The sequence below is a fragment of the Cupriavidus sp. CPT47-8839-RL05A genome, from assembly GCF_058792255.1.
Genome location: NZ_JBYTEG010000005.1, coordinates 291,610 through 308,936, shown reverse-complemented (window position 1 = coordinate 308,936; position 17,327 = coordinate 291,610). Strand labels below are relative to the sequence as shown.

Sequence of the window (17,327 nt, the reverse complement as noted above, 5' to 3'; positions counted from 1 at the left end):
CTGCCAGCCGGTTACAGGCAGTTACCAATCACAAGTTCCGGTGACACCCGCTGGCCGCCGGCGGCCCTAGACTCGCGCGCATTCCCCAACACGCGCAGCGCGCAGGAGTCCTGACATGTCCATCCCCCTTCGTTCGGTTGTGCTTGCGGTGCTTGGCGCCGGTGCGCTGGCCGGGTGTGCCACGCCGTATGGCTACGACAACGGCTATGGCGGAGGGTACGGCGGCAGCTACGGTGGCGGCTATAGCAGCAGCGGCTACGGCAGCAGCGGCTATGGCGGCAGCACCACCATCAGCGGCTACCCGGCGCAGCAGGGCTACCCGCAGGCATCGGGCTACCCGCAGGGGTATCCGCAGCAAGGGTATCCGCAACAGGGTTACCCGCAGCAAGGCTATCCCCAGCAGCCGTATCCACAGCAGTCATATCCGGACGGCAGCTACGGCAACAACTACGGCAACCAGGCCTACGGCGTGCGCTACGGCTGGGTCGAGGCGATTGAGGTGGTGCCCGGCCAGCCGCCTTCGACCAGCGGCGCGGGCGCCGTGGTCGGCGGCATCGTGGGCGGACTGCTGGGCCACCAGGTCGGCGGCGGCCGCGGCAATACCGTGGCCACCATCGGCGGCGCGGTTGCCGGTGCGGTGGCCGGCAACGAGGTCGAGAAGCGCACCGGATCCTCGGCCGCGGCTTACCGTGTGCGCGTGCGCACCAGCGACAACGCCTACCTGACGCTGACGCAGTCCAACGCCTACCAGATGCGCATCGGCGACCGCGTCAAGGTCGAGAACGGCGTAGCCGTGCCGTACTAAGCGCCGAACAGCTGCGCGTAGTCCTCGCGCAGCTGGCGCTTGAGCAGCTTGCCCGCCGTGTTGCGTGGCAGGTCCGCGACGAACACGATGCGCTTGGGCACCTTGAACGGCGCCAGCGCCTGGCGCGCATGGGCGATCAGCTCTTCCTCGGCGGCGTCTTCATGGCCGCGCTTGCGCACCACGCAGGCGGCCACTGCCTCGACCCACTTCGGGTGCGGCAGCGCGAACACCGCTGCCTCGGCCACCGCGCCGTGGGTGTACAGGCACTCTTCCACCTCGCGGCTCGATACCAGCACGCCGCCTGAATTGATCACGTCCTTGATCCGGTCCACCACGTACAGGTAGCCCTCGGCATCCATATAGCCGAGGTCGCCGGAATGGAACCAGCCGCCGGTGAAGGCTTCAGCGGTCTGTTCGGGCTTGTCCCAGTATTCCGTCAGCAGTTGCGGCGAGCGATGCACGATCTCGCCCAACTCGCCAGGCGGCACGTCCTGCATGGTCTCGTCGACGATGCGGGTCTCGACGTTCAGTACCGGCCGGCCGGCGGAGGCGGGGCGCCCGGCGTGTTCGTCGGGGCCCAGCACCGTGGCCAGCGGCCCGATCTCGCTCTGGCCGTAGCAGTTGTAGAAGTGCAGTGCCGGCAGCTTCTGCTGCAGCTCAAGCAGCACCGGCACCGGCATGATCGAGGCCCCGTAGTAGGCCTTGATCAGCGACCCCAGCCGCGCCGGATCGAAGTCCGCATGGCGCAGCAGCGCGATCCACACCGTGGGCGGCGCAAAGAAGCTGGTGATGCCCTCGGCGTGGATGGTGCGCAGGCAATAGCCGGCCTCGGGGCTGTCGGCGATCAGCGTGGTGCCGCCGCACAGCAGCAGCGGCATCAGGAAGACATGCATCTGCGCCGAGTGGTACAGCGGCAGCGCGGCCAGCGAGTAGTCCGATTCGCGGATATCGCAGGCGGCAATGGTGCTGACGTATTCGGCCAGCAGCGCGCGATGGGTCAGCACGGCACCCTTGGGGGCGGAGGTGGTGCCCGAGGTGTACAGGATCTGCGCAGGCGTGGTGTCGGTGAGCGAATCGGACACCGGTGCCGCGGGGCCGCTGGCGGCGGCGGCCAGGACATCGCGCACCTTGCCGCCGTGCAGCGTGCCGCTGACCTTGCAGGGCAGGCCGTCGACGCGGTCGGCCAGCGCCGGATCGGCAAAGATCGCGCTGGCGCCCGATTGCGTGACGATGTACTCGGCTTCCGCGTGCGTCATCGAGAAATTGACCGGCACATGGATCAGGCCGCTGCGCAGGCAGGCCAGCCACAGCAGCACATAGGCGTCTGAGTTCTTGCCGAAGGCGGCCACGCGGTCGCCGGGGCGCAGGCCCCATTGCGCCAGCGCGCCGGCCACGCGGGCCGCGGCCTCATCCAGCTGGCGGTAGGTCCAGGCCCGTTCGCCGAAGCGGATCGCGGTCTTGCCCGGGCTGCGCCGCACGGCGCGGGCAATGGCGTCGGGAATGGTGTTGCGCAGGGCGCGCTGCTGCTCTGACTGCATGGTGGTCTCCATTGTTATGGTTTGGGGTCCAGCAAGTCTTGAAGCCAAGCGCCGAGGATAAAGGCTGCCGCCCGGCCATGGCAAGGCGGCAGCGTCTCGGGGTGGGACTACAGCGCGTCGGGGTGGACTACAGCGCTTCCGACAGGAACACCAGCGCGCGCCCGTGCGCCAGCGCGGCGCTGGGCTGGTGGTAGGAGCCGCGCGCCCAGCAGTTGAAGCCGTGGTCCGCGCCCTGGTAGACGTAGATCTCGCTGCCGGGTTTGCCGGCCATGGCGTCGCGCACGCCTTGCACGGCCTCTGGCGGGATGTGCGCGTCGAGCGCGCCGTAGTGGAACTGCACCGGCACACGGATGTTCGCCGCCTCTTGCAGCTGGTTCTGGATGCCGCCGCCGTAGTAGGGCACGGCCGCATCCACCAGCCCGCGCGCCGCGCTCAGGTACGACAGCAGGCCGCCGAAGCAATAGCCCACCGCCGCCACCTTGCCGGCGCCGGTGTGCTGGCGCAGCACCTGCACCGCGGCGGCAATATCGTCCAGCGCGGCCGTGACATCCACCGCCTTGCGCAGCGCCATGCCGCGCGCCATGTCGTCGCCTTCGTAGCCCAGTTGCACGCGTGGCGCCTGGCGCCAGAACACGTCGGGCGCCAGCACCGCATAGCCGTCGGCGGCGTACTGGTCCGCCACGGCGCGGATATGTTCGTTGACGCCGAAGATCTCCTGCAGCAGCACAATGCCCGGCGCGCCGGGCTGCACGCCTGCCGGCGGCAGGCTCAGGTAGGCATCGAAGCTGCCCGCTGCGGTGTCAACGCGGATCCACTGGCTGTCGGGGATGGCTGTCATGGGGAAAGGCTCTCCGGAAGGGCTCTGAACAGGAAAGCTGCAAGTTTGCCACTGCGCGCCGCTTCGTGCAGGGCAGGGCGCCCTGCTGCTGCCGTCAGTACGCGCGCGACTGCTGGTAGCGCTTGTTCCAGTTGTCGGTGTAGGCCCTGACCACGGCGGCGTCGCCGCGGATCAGCATGCCGTTCTCGGCGTTGCGCTCCTGCGCCGACTTGGTGAAGTTGAACGATCCGGTGAAGACTGCCTGGTCGTCGAACACCATCACCTTGTTGTGCGCAATCGCGGGCTTGTTGTCGATCACCACCGGCACGCCGGCATGCTTGAGGTAGGTGGCACTGGTATAGCGCTCGGACTGCTGGCTCTTGTCCAGGATCACGCGCACGTCCACGCCGCGCCGGTGCGCCTGCGCCACGGCCTCGGCAATCGGTGCGCTGGTGAACGAATAGGCCTGGATCAGCAGGCGCTGGCGCGTGCTGCGGATGGCATTGATCAGCAGCGCCTGGCAACTCGCGCCATCGGGCACGAAGCACAGCGTGTAGCCGCTGCCATCGGCAAACGGCTTGGCCGGCACCGGCTTCGCATCCGGCGGCTGGGCCGGCTTGCCGGTGCGCGTGGGAAAGTGGTTGGCGACGGCCTCGTTGAAGGTCTCGCTGATGCTGTTGGCGATGGTGTCGGTCACCTGGTCGAAGGTGGAAGCCGAGCGGGCATGCGCCAGCAGCGCGAAGGGACTGAACGAGGTGAAGGCCGACACGGCGGCGGCCAGGCCCAGGCCCAGCACGGCCCGGCGAATGAATCTGTAAGTCACGGCGGATCTTTGCGTCGGTGAATGACGGCATGCGCGCGCCGCGCGCCGCATGCCGTCGGGGCGGGGTTCGCAGCGTAGCAGCCGCATACGCCACTGGCAAAGCGTGATTGTGTAACAGGATCTGCGGCCGGCTATGCGCTGCAGCATCGGTGCACCGCCGCTGCCCTTGGGACTATCCGCACCCGCGCCTATGATGGATGGAACCCCCGCGGGGCCGCCCGCCAAGGAGAGGGATATGAGCAACCATACCTACAAGCTGGTCGAGATCGTCGGATCTTCACCCGATGGCTGCGACCAGGCCATCCAGAGCGCCATTGCCAAGGCCGGTGAAACCATCAAGAACATCGACTGGTTCGAAGTGGTGGAAACGCGCGGCCACATCACGAACGGCAAGATCGCGCACTACCAGGTCACGCTGAAGATCGGTTTTCGCGTGAGCTGAGTGCGGCGCCGCGCTTGCGCGGCGGTATTGCGTGCCGGCACGGGCTGCGCTGCCTGTGCGGGTTGGTGCGCGTGCTCGCTCCGGACGCAGCCTTCGAGATAAAAAAATCGGCCGACGCGAGACTGCCGTCGGCCGGGTGCAGGGAAACCTGGTGTCGTCAGCCCAAACGCGACCAGCTCAGTCGAACTGGTACGAATAAGTCATGTTGATCCGCGGCGACCGACGGCTTGCATTGGTCGGCTTGTCACCCACCGGTTGTGCCACCGAAATATCCAGCGTGTAGTAGCGCCGGTCCGAGAAGCGCGCGCCAATGGCTACCGATGATAGGCTGCGGTGCGACAGCGACATGCTGTTGGAGAACACGCGCGCCACGTCGGCCGACACATAGGGCTGGATGGTGCGCAGGTAGTTCATGTCGGGCAGGAACAGGCGGCTGATTTCCGCCGAGGCCCCCCAGCCCTTGTCGCCCGCCACTTCGCCGGCGGGATAGCCCAGCCCGAAGAAGCGTCCGCCGAAGCTGATCTGCTCGCCCGAGGCCAGGCGGTCGCCGCTGTACTGGCCCGCCGCGGCCACGGTGAGGCCGAAGCCCGCCGGCAGGTCTTTCGACTGCGACAGCAGCAGCCGCGTGCGGAAGAAGCTCAGGTCGTTGGTGTTGTTCTGGCGGCTCGCGCCCAGCGCATCGAAACCCTTGTACAGGCCGAGCGTGGCGTTGCGGCTCACGCCTTCGCCGCGCTGAACGTAGGTCAGCTCCGCGGTGCCCACGCGCACGTTGGTGCCCAGCGTCACGCGCGTGCCGGTGGCGGTGTGGGTGTACCGCTCGAACTGGTCGGCGCCGTAGAAGCCGCCGGTCAGCGTGAGCGTATGCGCGTTGGACAGCAGCAGCGGATAGCTGACTGAGCCGCCGATGCGCTTGGTGTCGTTGACGTAGCGCGGGTTGAACCCGATCGCCTCCAGCGTGGCGTTCTGCGGCACGCCTCGGTAGTGCGAGGCATTGAGCCGCGCGATCATGCCCTCGGTGCCGAGCGGCTGCGCGTAGCTGGCGGCGTAGTACTCCTCGTTGTCGCGGCCCTTGGGGAACAGTGCCGAGACCGAAATCTGCTCGCCCAGCGGCGTCAGGCTGTTGGTGGTCGCGGTGGCAATGGCGCGCAGGCCTGGCGACATGTATTCAATGCCGGTGCCGAAGGTGAACGGCTTGCGCTTGACGTCGAGCACCATCTCGCAGGCGCCGTCGGTGGTGGTCGGCGGCTGCACCGTGGCCGCCACCTGCAGCCCGGGCTGCAGGGCCAGTGCATTGACGTAGTGTTCGAATCGGTCCTGGCGCAGCGGGCGGTCCTGCTGCAGCTTCTCGGCAATGGCGCGCAGCCGGCCCTCTGCCGGGCCCGCCTTGCCTGTGACCGTCACCTTGGCCACATAGCCTTCGACCACGGTGATCAGCACATCGCCGTTGGCAAAGTCCTGCGCCGGCACGAAGGCAAACGAAAGCGGATAGCCGCGGTCCTTGTACATCTGCGTCACCGTGTTGGCCGCTTCCAGCAGCTGCGCCACCGTGATCTCGCGATTGGCCAGCGGCTTGAACTGCGCGGCTACCTCCTCGAACGGCAGCGTCTTCGCGCCTTCGATGCGAAAGCGGCGCGGTGTCAGGCGTGTATTGAGCAGGTCCTGCATGGCCGCCTGCGGCCGTTCGACCTGCACTGTCACGCTGCTGTCGGGCCGGGCCGGAGCAATCTTCGGGAGCGTCTGGGTTGGGTCGCCCTGGACCGGGCTGCGCGGATCGGCCTGGACCAGGCCGTGATGGAACGCGCCGACGCCGACCAGCAGCGCGGCAACGCGATGACGTGCACGCATGGCAAAACCCCTGTAAGGAAATACTGCGGCTATTGACGTCGCGTGCCACTGGCGCGGGGATTGCCGCTACCCCCGGGCGCCTGCTGTCCGATGCTGCCGGCTCAGCGCGTGGCCGCTACGTTGAATCTGGTGTGCTCCGCTGCCCGCGATCAGGCGATCGCCAGGGCAGCGGCTGAGGCAGGATTACTTCTGGCCGAGCGCACCGGTCAGGCCGCCCAGCAGGCCGCCAACCAGGCCGCCGATCGGGCCGGTGGCGCCGGTGGTCGAACCCTTGCTGGTGGTGCTGCCCGCGGTGGAGGTGGCGCCACCGGTCACGGCGGCGACAACATTGGTGACGGGAGCCAGCGGGCTGGTGGTGCCGGTGCCCGCCGCGGCGCCGGTGACGCCGCCCACCACGCCATTCACCACGCCGCTGACCGCGGTGGTGACCGGTGCCAGCGGCGAACCGGTGCCGCCGCCGGTGGCACCGCCAAGGCCGCCGGTGATGCTGCTCACCAGGCTGGTGACAGGCGCCAGCGGCGAACCCGTACCGCCAGCGCCTGCACCGCCAGTCAGCCCCCCGGCCAGCGCAGTCACCGGTGCCAGGACCGGGCTCAGCGCGCCCAGGCCGCCGCCGCTGGCGGGCCCGTTCACTGCGCCGCCCAGCGATGCCACGGTCGTGCCGGTGGCGCTCACCACGCCGCCGACGCCCGAGACTACCGGCGTGTTGGTCTGTTGCAGCTTGGTGCCCGCCGTGGCCAGCGCACCGCCCACGGTTGCGAGCAGGTTGTTGGCCGGGGCGCCCAGGCCCGTGGCCGCGCCCAGCGTCTGCGTGGCGCCGGTCAGCTGCGAGGTGATCGGCACGATCAGCTTGCTGGTGGTAATGGTCACCTGCTCGACTGCGCCGGTCGACAGGACCGTGGTCAGCGTGCCGCCGGCGTTGCTTACCGTGTCGCCCAACTGGTCCACCACCGTGCCCAGCGGCGAGGTCAGTGGCGCCAGCGGCGCGAGCTGGCCGGTGCCCAGGCCGCTGACAGCGGTGCCGGCGCTGGACACTGCCTTGCCGAGTTCGGTGACCACATTGCCGGTGCTGGCGACCGTGGTGCCAACCGGATTGGTCGAATTGGGGATGCTGCCCAGGCCCGCTTGCAGGCCCGTGGCCAGCGCGCCCACGGCATCGCCGGTGGAGGCCACCACGCCGCCGAGGCCGCTTTGCGTCTGTGTCGGCACCAGCGGCAGGTTGGCGCTGCCGAGCTGGTTGCCGAGGTCGGTGACGGTGCTGCCCGTATTGCCCAGCACCGTGCCGGCATTATTGATGACCGTGGCGGTCGGGGTCAGTGCGGTAGGCGTTTCGCCGCCGCCAGTGTTGCCGCCGTTGCCACCCGTTCCACCGGTACCACCCGTGCCGCCGCCCGTGCCACCGGTACCGCCGCCGGCGACGTCGGTGCTGCCGCCGGAGCCACCCATGCCGCCGGTGCCATCGGTACCCGTGGTCTTGGTGCCGCCATTGGTGCCCGCCGTGTCGCTGGTGCCCATGGAGGTCGATCCGCTGCCGCTGGCGCAGCCACCCAGGGCCAGCAAGGTTGCGAGGAGTGCCGTTACGGCGAGTTGTTGTTTGCGCATGTTCTGTTCCCTCATTCCCGTCGTTTAAATCGCTCGGCCGCGCAACGCGTTCGCATTCTGCGTGCGGCGGTGACGGATATGGCGCAATCGGTATGCCAGCGCTGCGGCGCGTCCTGGAACGGACCCCGCGGAAGTCGGGTGTGGTGCCCGCAAAGCCTTGCCGGGTACGGCTTCCAGGGGAGCCGTGGGAACCGCTTGCGGCGCTGCCGGGGATGGGGTGTCAGGGCGGCCGCGCGTTACGCGTTACGTAACGTGTGTCGTCTGCAGGGAACAAGACAGCCGGAACGGCGGGCTCGCGGCGACGGCGAACCAGCCAGGAAAGCGCGGCGTGCCACGCGCTGCCGACGCCTCCCGTCACGGTCATCCGCGCCGCCGTGTTCCCGTATCCCGGAACACGTTACGTAGCACGTAACACATCAGGCCCGCGCCGCAACGACGTTTGTGCCCGCCCGATTGCTACCCCGCGTCACCCGCTAATCCGCGCCAGGCAAGGCTCGCAGCGCCGTGGCCGATTCCGTGCCGGCACCGCTGGCGCCGCTGGCACGCGCCTTGCCATTGGTTGTCCAGACGCGCCGACGATCTCGCGTTCCACTGTCTTGCGGTTCCGGTTCGGAGCGGTCCGCCAGAGGAACAAAGCGGGACACCGGGGAGGCTCGTCGGCAATCCCATGCGGCGTACATAAGACAAGACGGCCGGCAACACCGTGGCCAACAAGACAGGAGAAGGACAATGAATATCAAGCATCCGTCGCAGCATGGCATGACCTCACTGGCCGCGGCAGGCGTGGCCGCCCTTGCCTTGCTGATGGCAGGCTGTTCGTCGAGCGGTGGCGGCAGCGGCGCCAATCCGCGGCCCAACAGCAACATCGACACGCCGGTCACGCCGGGACCGTCCGCATCGGGCGAGACCACGCCCACCGCCAAGGTGACCGAAGGCGCGGGCAATACCGTGGTGGCCACGGGCAATGCCATCAGTGACATCGGCAAGAGCATCCAGGAAGCGCCGCTGCCGTTGCTGCCCACTCAGGCGCGCGAAGGCGCCGGCGGCGTGGTGATCAAGGCCGGTAGCGCCATTGGCTCGCTCGGTGCCGGCGTGCGCGACGGGCTGGGGCAGATGGGTTCGGTCGACAACCCGGTTGGCGTGACTGTGGCCAGCACCAGCAACGTGGTCCACGACGTGGGCGAGGCGTTGATCAGCGGCGGCGACCTGGTGTACGGCCTGGGCACCGAGAAGCTGGCGCCGCTGGCTCCGGTGACCACCCCGGTGGGTGGCCTGGTCAGGCACGTGGGCATCGCGGTGCACGACAGCAGCGGCAAGCTGCACAGCGTGCTGTCCGAAGGCCCGGTCGCGCAGGTCACGAATACGGTCAGCAAGGTCATCGTGCCGCTGACCAGCAAGGTCACCGACGGCACGCAGACACTGGGCGCAGCCACGCACCTGGGCGAGCCGGGCAACGGCCTGCTCTACAAGGTCGGCAATACGGTGGCGGCCGGCGGCAGCATGATCAGCAACACCCACGCACCGGTGGTCTCGCCGCTGGGTGGCGTGGTGACTGAGGCCGGCAAGACGGTAGCGGCCGCTGGCGCGATCCTCAACGGCAATGGTCAGGGCGGCGGCAACCCGCTTGGTGGCCTGCTGAGCAACCTGCCGCTGGCAGGCGCGGGCGGCGGGTACGGTGGCGATGGCGGCCATGGCGGCAACCTGCTCGGCGGCGTGTTGAACAACCTGCCGCTGGCCAAGGTCGGTGGCGGCGGTGAGGGCGGTTCCGCGGGCGGCGCGCTCGGTCCCGTGACCTCGCTGCTGGCGCCGGTGACCGGGCTGGTCGGCGGGCTGAAGCAAGGCGCACACGATAGCCAGGGTGGCAGCGGTGACCACAAGACGTTGCAACTGCCGCTGGTGGGAGGCCTGCTGCACTGAAATGTCTCATACCGGCTAGGTGTTTTCACGGTGCGCTGTCGCTCATCACCCCGTCGCAGCGCATCTTTTTATTTTGGCTGGCATTGCGGCCTATGACCGCAATGCCAAGTTGCAGGCCGGTTCCCGGCCGGTCTGCCTGCTCTTTAACAACCTGTGACCCGGGCGTGCCGGGTCGTTTCAAACGCGCGTCTTAACCCCTTTGGGTCATTGCTATCACCCGTAGGAGGGGTATGGTTGAGACATTCCATGTCTTAAAAAGAAAGCGCAGCAAGCGTGAAAAGTCGATAAAAGAGCGGGCCACAGAGCACCGTGATAATCGAACGGGGGAAGCGTGATCGCGGCATCAGATCACTTCGGGAGTGGAAATCATGAAACGACTCATTGCACGCTTTATTAACGATGAGCGCGGGGCGACGGCTATCGAGTATGGCCTGATCGTCGGGCTTGTCGCTCTGGCGATTGCCGTCGGCGCTGGCAAACTCGGCACGGAGCTTAACGCCAGCTTCGATCGGCTTTCGGTCACGGTTTCGGGATGGTTCAAGTAAACAAGCCGAAACCATAAGACCGGCGTGATTGCCGCGCTCCTCTGCGCGGCGACCCTCTACACAGACTTCCTCCATCGGCGCGTTCCCAACGCCTTGCTGGCGGCTGCCGTGCTGGCCCTCGGGCTGTCACTGCTCGCCGGACAGGGCATGGAACTGCCGCTGACCACGCGCCTGATCGGCGCCGGGCTGGGCCTTGCGGTCACGCTGCCGGTATATGCCCTCGGGCAGATGGCGGCGGGTGACGTCAAGTTCCTGGCGGTGGCGGGGTTGTTCACCGGGCCGCAAGGACTGGTAGTGGCATGGGTCGTCGGCAACCTGCTCGGGCTGGTGCACGCGCTGCTGGCGCTTGCACGGGGCGGTCGCGCGCCGGCTACAAGTCAAGCCATCGATCACCAGGAAAGCGGACCTATTCCAACGGCGCAGTTTTCGCGGGCGCGCGGCATTCCGTATGCCGCGTACCTGGCCGTGGGCGTGCTGGCCTGGATGGCTGCGGGCCTTTAGCCGGACAGGCTAGTGGCAAGCAGGCTGCGCCGCCGGTCGGCGCGAAAGAACACCAAGGGACCGGGGTTTCAGATGTTGCTGCACGCAAGGGTCAACAGGGGGATCAACCGGCGCCGCCACGGCGCCGGCAGCGCTGCGATCGAGTTTGCGATCGTGGCGCCGGTGCTGCTCGCCATCGTGATCGGCATCGTCTACTACGGTGTGATGCTGGCGCTGCAGCAGGTGCTGACGCTGGCCGCCGAAGAGGGCGCGCGCGCTGCGCTGCGCTATCCAGCGGGCGTTTCCGGCTCAGGCCTCGCGGCCACGCAAGGCGCTCGCGTCGATGCAGCGGCTGCGATGGCGCGCGGCACGCTTCCCACATCCATCAGGAATTTGCTGTCCACCGGCAACGTTGCGCAGGCAGTGCCCTGTGTATCCGGCTCCACCGACGTCTGCGTGCAGGTCACGCTGAACCTTCCCACCACCAACATCCTCCCCGCCGTGCCGATGGTCCCGGTCCCCGCAACGCTGTCGGGCTCGGCAATGGTCCAGCTTTCTCCTGATATCTGAGCCGCCATGCCCATCCAAAGGAAATCCGCATGACCAGCAAGCAGATCCGACTCCTGGCGGTGGCGCTGCTTGGCCTGGCGCTGCTGCTTGCGCTGCTGGCGTGGCAAGTGGGCCGCCAGCCGGCACAGGCGCCCGCGGCATCGACATCCGCCAAACCGCTGCACGCAGTGGTGGTGACCACGCAAGCGGTGGAAGCGGGCAAGCCCCTTGCCGCCGAGTCGCTCAAGGTCGAGATGCTCCCGATCGATCCCACCGGCGCCTACAGCGAGGTGGCGCGCGTGACGGGGCAGGTGCCGCTGGTGGCGCTTGGCGCCAACGTGCCGGTGCTCGAAAGCCAGTTGCTGGCTGGCCTGGCCACGCAGGTACGGGAGGGCGAACGCGCGGTGGCCGTGTCGGTCGATGAAGTCATCGGCGTCGGCAACCAGGTGCAGCCGGGCGACTATGTCGATGTCTTCCTGGTGCTGCGCCGCGACCAGCAGGAGATCCCGGAAAGCCAGGCGCGCATGCTGCTGTCGCGCCTGCGCGTGCTGGCCTACGGCGTCGCCTCGGTCAACCGGCCGCAGAACGCCAAGCCGGAACAGATGATGGCGCGCCAGGAAGGCGCCAAGACCGCGGTGCTGTCGGTGCCGCTGGAGCAGGTCAGCCGGCTGGCGATGGCGCAGCAGTCCGGGCGCCTGCTGCTGGCGCTGCGCAATCCGCAGGACGAAGCCATGCCCAGCGACGGCATGTTTGCCGAACCCCCGCCCGCACTGGCCGCGCGCGCCGGCGTTCCCGCCGACGCGCCGCGCGCCGCCCCCGACAAGGCCATGGCCGGCGTGGTGCTGTCCGGCCTGGCCGCCCCCGCCGGTGCCTCCGCCCCCCGCGCGCCGGTGGCAGCGCCGGCGCCGCGGCCGTTGCAGGTTGCCGTGCCGCCCGCGCCAGCCCAGGCAAGACAAAGCGCAGGCGTGGAAGTCATCCGCGCGGGCAAGCGCGAGATCGAATAAGAACGTGGGCGCCGACTTTATGCATATCCAGAAGAAACCAGCCCATTCGACGGCCCTGCGCCGCAGGCTGATGCAGCTCGCGCTGGCCGCGATGCTGGCCACTACCGGGTGGTGCGCACTGGCGCCGCGCGCACAGGCGCAGGAAGTCGTGACCGCGCGCCAGTTGCGCCTGCTGGCCGGCGCGCAGAAGGAGATCCGCAGCGCGCAACCGGTGGAGCGCGTCGCGGTGGGCAACCCCGCGGTGGCCGACGCGCTGGTGCTGCGCACGCGCGGTGCCCCCAGCGTGCTGCTGGTGGCCAAGCAACCTGGCGTGACCGACGTGATGGTGTGGACGCGCGGCGGCGCCGAGCCGCTGACCTACAACGTGCAGGTCGACGCCATCGCGCCCGATGCCGATGGCGCGAAGCTTGGCTATTCCGCGGCCGCTGCCACCATCACCGGCCAGTCGCCCGACGCCTATGCCGCGGCGCGCGCGCAGGCAGCGGCGCGCGCGGCCACCAACGGCAAGAGCGATGGCAAGCCCGGCCTGGTGGTGGACCGCTCGACCGTGCCGCTCTCCGGCACCGTGCAGGTCGACGTCAAGGTGGTGGAGATCAGCAAGACCGTGCTCAAGGAAGTCGGCATCAACTTCTTCCGCAACAACTCCGGCTTTGCCTTCGGCACGTTCTCGCCATCGACGCTGAACAAGTTCACCTTTACGCCCGGCAGCGGCGGCGCGCCGGGCAGTTTCAGTGCCGACATCGCGTCGCCGATGAGCAATGCCTTCAACCTGGTGGCCGCGTCGCTGACCCACGGCATCTTCGCCAATATCAGCCTGCTGGAGGCCAACGGCCTGGCGCGCGTGCTGGCCGAGCCCAGCCTGGTGGCGCTGTCCGGCCAGAGCGCCAGCTTCCTGGCCGGCGGCGAGATCCCGATCCCGGTGCCGCAGGCGCTGGGCACCACTACGATCCAGTTCAAGCCATTCGGCATCGGGCTGACGGTGTCGCCCACGGTGCTGTCGGCCGACCGCATCGCGCTGAAGGTGGCACCGGAGGCGAGCGATCTCGACCCATCGCGCGGCATCTCGATCAATGGCGCGGTGGTGCCCGCCATCGTCACGCGGCGCGCCGACACCACGGTGGAACTGGGTGACGGCGAGAGCTTCGTGATCGGCGGGCTGGTCAGCCGCAACACCGTCAGCAACGTCAACAAGGTCCCGGTGCTGGGCGACCTGCCGGTGATCGGCGCCTTCTTCAAGACCCTGAATTTCCACCAGGAAGACCGTGAGCTGATGATCGTGGTCACGCCGCGCCTGGTGAACCCGCTGGCCAAGGGCGCGCCGGCGGCGCAAGCTGTTGGTGCCGATGGCCGCACCAACGGCAACCCCAATGTATGGGGCTGGTATGTGCTGGGCGAATACGCGGACCCGACTTTGCCGGGTTTCTCAAAATAGCCGCCGGCCGTGCCGGCAGGCATGGCCAACGGCTTGAGGCAGAGAGATGGACTATTTTCTGTTGCATGCAACACAGGGCGAAGTGAAGGACTGGCTGGGCAAGGTCCTGGGCGGGCTGGGCACGCTGGTGGCAGAAGGCGGCGCCCAGGAAGCCTTTCTCGAGCGCGCGGCCCAGCTGCGCCCGGGGCTGGTGTTCCTGCATTTCTCGACGGAGCTGGCCGGCGCGTCGGCGCGGCTGGGCGAGCAGCTGCTGCGGCTCTTCCCAGGCCTGCCGCTGGTCGCGGTGGGCCACGCCGACGAGCCTGGCATCATGCTCGCGGCGCTGCGCGTGGGTGTGAAGGACTTTATCGACCTGCGCGACGCGCCTGCCGATGCCGAGGCCGTGGTCAAGCGCCTGGCCGTGCCGGGCGAGCAGGTGCGCCCGGCCGAGTCGGCGCGCGAGGGCAAGATCGTGGCGCTGCTGGGCGCACGCCCCGGCGTGGGCGTGACCAGCCTGGCCGTGAACCTGGCCGCGGCGGCACGCCGCCACCTGCCGCTGAACGAAAAGACCGACGCGCGCGCCGAAGTGCTGCTGCTGGACCTGGGCCTGCCGGCGCGCGACGGCGCGCTGTACCTGAACCTGAGCCCGGGCTTCCACTTTGTCGAGGCGGTGCGCAACCTGCGCCGCTTCGACCAGGTCTTCGTGCAGACCGCGCTTACGCGCCACGGCAACGGCTTATGCGTGCTGCCGCTGCCCGCGGCGCTGGGCGAGCTGCGCGACATCTCCTACTCCGAAGCCATCAGTCTGCTGGAGCGGCTGCGCGCGTTTTTCGACATGCAGATCATCGACCTGGGCGGCTTCGGCAATGCCGAGTTCACCGCGCAGATTGTCAAGGCCGCCGACAGCGTGGTGCTGGTGGCCGACCAGAGCGTGGGCGCGATCGTCTCGGCGGCGGAGCTGGTGCATGAACTGCGCGCGCGCGAGGTGGAGCGCGACGACCTGCACCTGCTGGTGTCGCGCTTCGATGCGCGCCTGGGCGTGGATGCCGCGCAGATCGCGCACCGCGTGGGCGTGCAGTCGGTGGGCACGCTGCCCGACAGCCGCGCACCGCTGGTGCTGGCCATGAACCGCGGCGCGGTGCTGGCCGACGACGATCCGCACGACCCCTATGTGCGCGCGCTGGCCGACCTGCTGGCACGACTGGGCTACCGCGCGGCGCAGGCCAGGGAAACCAGCCTGCTGGCGCGCATGAAGGACAAACTGCCTGAGGCGCTGCGCGCGGTGCGCGTGGCACGCATTGGAAGCTGACATGACGCAAGCGATTGAATTTTCCGACCACGCCCCCGCACCGTTCCCGGTCTCGCAGGAATTCCAGAACATCAAGGAAGCGGCGCACGAGCACCTGCTGACCCGCATCGAAGAGCTCGGCGCAGAGTTCGGCCGCTGGTCGCGTACCGCGATCCAGCGCTTTGTCGACCTGGAACTGGAGAGCTTTACCCGGTTGCGCCGTATCCCCATCAACGAGGCTGAGCTGCGCCAGATCGCCGAGGCGCTGACCAAGGAGCTGGCCGGCTTCGGCCCGATCGAAGACCTGCTCAACGACCCTGCGGTGGAAGACATCCTGGTCAACGGCCACCTCGACGTCTACGTTTCGCGCCACGGCGTGCTGGAGCGCATCCCGGTGCGCTTTAACGACAGCGGCCACCTGCTGCGCATCGTGCGCCGCATCCTGGCGCCGATCGGCAGGCGGCTGGACGAGTCCAACCCGATGGTCGATGCGCGCCTGCCGGACGGCGGCCGCATCAACGTGGTGATCCCGCCGCTGGCGCTGGAGGGCCCGGTGGTGTCGATCCGCAAGTTCCGCAAGGACCCGATGACGCCTGCTGACCTGCAGGCGCTGGGCACCATGAGCCCCGAGATCTGCGACCTGCTACAGGCCGCGGTGCAGGCGCGCTGCAATATCCTGGTGAGCGGCGGCACCAGCTCGGGCAAGACTTCGCTGCTCAACGCGCTGGCCACCTTCGTGCCGACCACCGAGCGCGTCATCACCATCGAGGACACCGCCGAGCTGGCGCTGAACCATCCGCACGTGGTGCGGCTGGAAAGCCGTCCCGGCGGCTTCGAGGGCACCGGCGTGGTGTCGATCCGCGACCTGCTGCGCAACAGCCTGCGCATGCGCCCGGACCGCATCATCGTGGGTGAAGTGCGCGGCGGCGAGGTGCTGGAAATGCTCCAGGCGATGAGCACAGGCCACGACGGCTCGATGGGCACTATCCACGCCAGCAGCCCGCGCGAATGCCTGTACCGGCTGGAGATGCTGGCCGGTTTTGCCGGCTTCCAGGGCAGCGAGGCGAGCCTGCGCCGGCAGATCGCCAACGCCATCGACTTCATCGTGCAGATCGCGCGGCTTTCCAACGGCAAGCGCCGCATCGTCTCGATCACCGAGATCACCGGGCTGGGCGACAACATCATCTCCACCCAGGAGCTGTACCGCCACGAGCCCTACGTGAACCCGGACGGTACCGAGACCGACCGCTGGCTCTCGCTCGGCCTGCTGCCGCACTCGCCCAAGCTGGCGCGCATGCGCGGACCGGGCTTCATGCTGGACGACCGCTTCGATGTCTAGCGCCACGCTGCTGCTCGCCGCCATGGCCCTGGTCATCACCGGCCTGGGCCTGCTGCTGCTGGCCAGCGCGCAGGCGCGTGCGCGCCGCGAGCAGCAGCAGGCCTTCCTGCAGGCGCAGACCGAGCAGGTGCGCCTGCGCTATGCGCAGGCGCCGGATCCGGCGCTGCAACTGCCCGCGCGCGACCTGCGCCGCCGCTGGGACGACTTCCTGCGGCGTGCCGACCTGGCGCCGACGCGCCGCACCGCCATCGTCTGGATCACGCCGGTGGTGCTGTGCACGCTGGCCGGCGCGGTGGCGGGGCAATGGCTGGGCGCGGTGTCGGCCCTCATCGTGGCGCTGGCAGTGGCGGCGTTCGCGGCATGGAACCGCGTGCGCCGCCTGCACAAGAAGCTGCTGTCGCAACTGCCCGGATTCCTGGACGGTGTGGTGCGGCTGATGACCATCGGCAGCAGCGTGCCGGCCGCGTTCCAGAACTCCATCGCCAATACCGAGGCGCCGCTGCGCCAATGCCTGGTGCAGGCAATACACCTGCAACGCGCTGGCAAGGAGCTGGACCAGGCGGTGCTGCAGGTCGGGCGCGTGTACAAGGTCGAGGAACTGGTGCTGGTGGCTTCGGTGCTGCGCCTGTCGGTGCGCTACGGCGGCCGCGCCGATGTGGTGATGGAGCGCACCGCTGCCTTCATGCGCGACCGCGAACAGGCCCAGCGCGAGCTGATGGCGCTGTCGGCCGAGACCCGGCTGTCAGCGTGGATCCTGGGGCTGCTGCCGTTGGTGGTGGCCGGCGGCCTGTTCATGCTGAACGCGGGCTACATCATGATGATGTGGAAGGATCCCACCGGCAAATCGATGCTGCTGTCGGCCCTGGCGCTGGAAGTTGCCGGGGCCTTCATGCTGTACCGGCTGGCCAAGTCGATCTGAGCG

At 68.6% G+C, this 17,327-nt stretch carries 16 protein-coding genes; 11 read left to right on the top strand and 5 right to left on the bottom strand.

What is annotated here, in order from left to right; genetic code table 11:
* Positions 1–115: 115 nt before the first annotated feature.
* A complete protein-coding gene (locus AC3WVS_RS08340) occupies positions 116–805 on the top strand; it encodes a glycine zipper 2TM domain-containing protein (protein WP_492318197.1) in 690 nt (229 codons plus the stop codon).
* On the opposite strand, the gene AC3WVS_RS08335 is transcribed toward AC3WVS_RS08340, so the two are convergent.
* The 3 genes from AC3WVS_RS08335 to AC3WVS_RS08325 all read right to left on the bottom strand — a co-directional run bounded on the left by AC3WVS_RS08335 (position 802) and on the right by AC3WVS_RS08325 (position 3,983).
* Positions 802–2,343 carry an acyl-CoA synthetase gene (locus AC3WVS_RS08335; RefSeq protein WP_492318196.1) on the bottom strand — a complete coding sequence of 514 codons (1,542 nt, stop codon included), beginning with the start codon at positions 2,341–2,343 and terminating at the stop codon, positions 802–804. The genes AC3WVS_RS08340 and AC3WVS_RS08335 overlap by 4 nt on opposite strands.
* 127 nt (positions 2,344–2,470) lie before the next feature.
* Positions 2,471–3,181: a dienelactone hydrolase family protein gene (locus AC3WVS_RS08330; RefSeq protein ID WP_492318195.1), complete on the bottom strand. Its 711-nt coding sequence runs from the start codon at positions 3,179–3,181 to the stop codon at positions 2,471–2,473.
* 94 nt (positions 3,182–3,275) lie between these two features.
* Positions 3,276–3,983 (bottom strand): phospholipase D family nuclease, encoded by a 708-nt coding sequence (locus AC3WVS_RS08325; RefSeq protein ID WP_492318194.1) that lies wholly within the window; start codon positions 3,981–3,983, stop codon positions 3,276–3,278.
* Positions 3,984–4,218: 235 nt separating this feature from the next.
* On the opposite strand from AC3WVS_RS08325, the gene AC3WVS_RS08320 reads away from it, so the two are divergent.
* Positions 4,219–4,425 (top strand): dodecin, encoded by a 207-nt coding sequence (locus tag AC3WVS_RS08320; RefSeq protein ID WP_010809809.1) that lies wholly within the window; start codon positions 4,219–4,221, stop codon positions 4,423–4,425.
* Positions 4,426–4,602: 177 nt separating this feature from the next.
* Here the strand turns inward: AC3WVS_RS08320 and AC3WVS_RS08315 are convergent, their stop codons facing one another.
* On the bottom strand, positions 4,603–6,270 hold the full coding sequence (locus AC3WVS_RS08315; protein ID WP_492318193.1) for a ShlB/FhaC/HecB family hemolysin secretion/activation protein: 1,668 nt from the start codon (positions 6,268–6,270) through the stop codon (positions 4,603–4,605).
* A gap of 183 nt (positions 6,271–6,453) precedes the next feature.
* The gene (locus AC3WVS_RS08310; protein ID WP_492318192.1) at positions 6,454–7,872 is read right to left on the bottom strand and encodes a collagen-like triple helix repeat-containing protein; all 1,419 of its coding nucleotides are present in this window, start codon (positions 7,870–7,872) and stop codon (positions 6,454–6,456) included.
* Between the two features lie 729 nt (positions 7,873–8,601).
* On the opposite strand from AC3WVS_RS08310, the gene AC3WVS_RS08305 reads away from it, so the two are divergent.
* The 9 genes from AC3WVS_RS08305 (at position 8,602) to AC3WVS_RS08265 (ending at position 17,324) form a co-directional block, all read left to right on the top strand.
* Positions 8,602–9,789 (top strand): collagen-like triple helix repeat-containing protein, encoded by a 1,188-nt coding sequence (locus tag AC3WVS_RS08305; RefSeq protein ID WP_492318191.1) that lies wholly within the window; start codon positions 8,602–8,604, stop codon positions 9,787–9,789.
* Between the two features lie 368 nt (positions 9,790–10,157).
* The gene (locus AC3WVS_RS08300; protein WP_492318190.1) at positions 10,158–10,334 is read left to right on the top strand and encodes a Flp family type IVb pilin; all 177 of its coding nucleotides are present in this window, start codon (positions 10,158–10,160) and stop codon (positions 10,332–10,334) included.
* Positions 10,335–10,358: 24 nt separating this feature from the next.
* Positions 10,359–10,835 (top strand): A24 family peptidase, encoded by a 477-nt coding sequence (locus AC3WVS_RS08295; protein ID WP_492318189.1) that lies wholly within the window; start codon positions 10,359–10,361, stop codon positions 10,833–10,835.
* Between the two features lie 72 nt (positions 10,836–10,907).
* Positions 10,908–11,384, top strand: coding sequence for a TadE/TadG family type IV pilus assembly protein (locus AC3WVS_RS08290; protein WP_492318219.1), 477 nt, complete (start codon positions 10,908–10,910; stop codon positions 11,382–11,384).
* Between the two features lie 29 nt (positions 11,385–11,413).
* Entirely contained in the window at positions 11,414–12,367 is a 954-nt protein-coding gene (gene cpaB, locus AC3WVS_RS08285; protein WP_492318188.1) for a Flp pilus assembly protein CpaB, read from the top strand.
* Positions 12,368–12,386: 19 nt separating this feature from the next.
* Positions 12,387–13,799 carry a type II and III secretion system protein family protein gene (locus tag AC3WVS_RS08280; protein WP_492318218.1) on the top strand — a complete coding sequence of 471 codons (1,413 nt, stop codon included), beginning with the start codon at positions 12,387–12,389 and terminating at the stop codon, positions 13,797–13,799.
* Between the two features lie 46 nt (positions 13,800–13,845).
* Positions 13,846–15,087, top strand: coding sequence for a CpaE/TadZ family protein (locus tag AC3WVS_RS08275; RefSeq protein WP_492318187.1), 1,242 nt, complete (start codon positions 13,846–13,848; stop codon positions 15,085–15,087).
* A 1-nt stretch (position 15,088) separates the two neighbouring features.
* Positions 15,089–16,405, top strand: coding sequence for a TadA family conjugal transfer-associated ATPase (locus tag AC3WVS_RS08270; protein WP_492318186.1), 1,317 nt, complete (start codon positions 15,089–15,091; stop codon positions 16,403–16,405).
* The gene (locus AC3WVS_RS08265; protein ID WP_035815910.1) at positions 16,398–17,324 is read left to right on the top strand and encodes a type II secretion system F family protein; all 927 of its coding nucleotides are present in this window, start codon (positions 16,398–16,400) and stop codon (positions 17,322–17,324) included. The genes AC3WVS_RS08270 and AC3WVS_RS08265 overlap by 8 nt, the downstream gene beginning before the upstream one ends.
* The last annotated feature ends 3 nt before the right edge of the window (positions 17,325–17,327 follow it).

What these genes read in the sequence shown, in the direction of transcription:
- AC3WVS_RS08310 (WP_492318192.1), bottom strand. Translation starts at nt 7,872, where the DNA reads ATGCGCAAACAACAACTCGCCGTAACGGCACTCCTCGCAACCTTGCTG.
- AC3WVS_RS08335 (WP_492318196.1), bottom strand. Translation starts at nt 2,343, where the DNA reads ATGCAGTCAGAGCAGCAGCGCGCCCTGCGCAACACCATTCCCGACGCC.
- AC3WVS_RS08315 (WP_492318193.1), bottom strand. Translation starts at nt 6,270, where the DNA reads ATGCGTGCACGTCATCGCGTTGCCGCGCTGCTGGTCGGCGTCGGCGCG.
- AC3WVS_RS08300 (WP_492318190.1), top strand. Translation starts at nt 10,158, where the DNA reads ATGAAACGACTCATTGCACGCTTTATTAACGATGAGCGCGGGGCGACG.
- AC3WVS_RS08275 (WP_492318187.1), top strand. Translation starts at nt 13,846, where the DNA reads ATGGACTATTTTCTGTTGCATGCAACACAGGGCGAAGTGAAGGACTGG.
- AC3WVS_RS08265 (WP_035815910.1), top strand. Translation starts at nt 16,398, where the DNA reads ATGTCTAGCGCCACGCTGCTGCTCGCCGCCATGGCCCTGGTCATCACC.
- AC3WVS_RS08290 (WP_492318219.1), top strand. Translation starts at nt 10,908, where the DNA reads ATGTTGCTGCACGCAAGGGTCAACAGGGGGATCAACCGGCGCCGCCAC.
- AC3WVS_RS08270 (WP_492318186.1), top strand. Translation starts at nt 15,089, where the DNA reads ATGACGCAAGCGATTGAATTTTCCGACCACGCCCCCGCACCGTTCCCG.
- AC3WVS_RS08320 (WP_010809809.1), top strand. Translation starts at nt 4,219, where the DNA reads ATGAGCAACCATACCTACAAGCTGGTCGAGATCGTCGGATCTTCACCC.
- AC3WVS_RS08330 (WP_492318195.1), bottom strand. Translation starts at nt 3,181, where the DNA reads ATGACAGCCATCCCCGACAGCCAGTGGATCCGCGTTGACACCGCAGCG.
- cpaB (WP_492318188.1), top strand. Translation starts at nt 11,414, where the DNA reads ATGACCAGCAAGCAGATCCGACTCCTGGCGGTGGCGCTGCTTGGCCTG.
- AC3WVS_RS08305 (WP_492318191.1), top strand. Translation starts at nt 8,602, where the DNA reads ATGAATATCAAGCATCCGTCGCAGCATGGCATGACCTCACTGGCCGCG.
- AC3WVS_RS08340 (WP_492318197.1), top strand. Translation starts at nt 116, where the DNA reads ATGTCCATCCCCCTTCGTTCGGTTGTGCTTGCGGTGCTTGGCGCCGGT.
- AC3WVS_RS08280 (WP_492318218.1), top strand. Translation starts at nt 12,387, where the DNA reads ATGCATATCCAGAAGAAACCAGCCCATTCGACGGCCCTGCGCCGCAGG.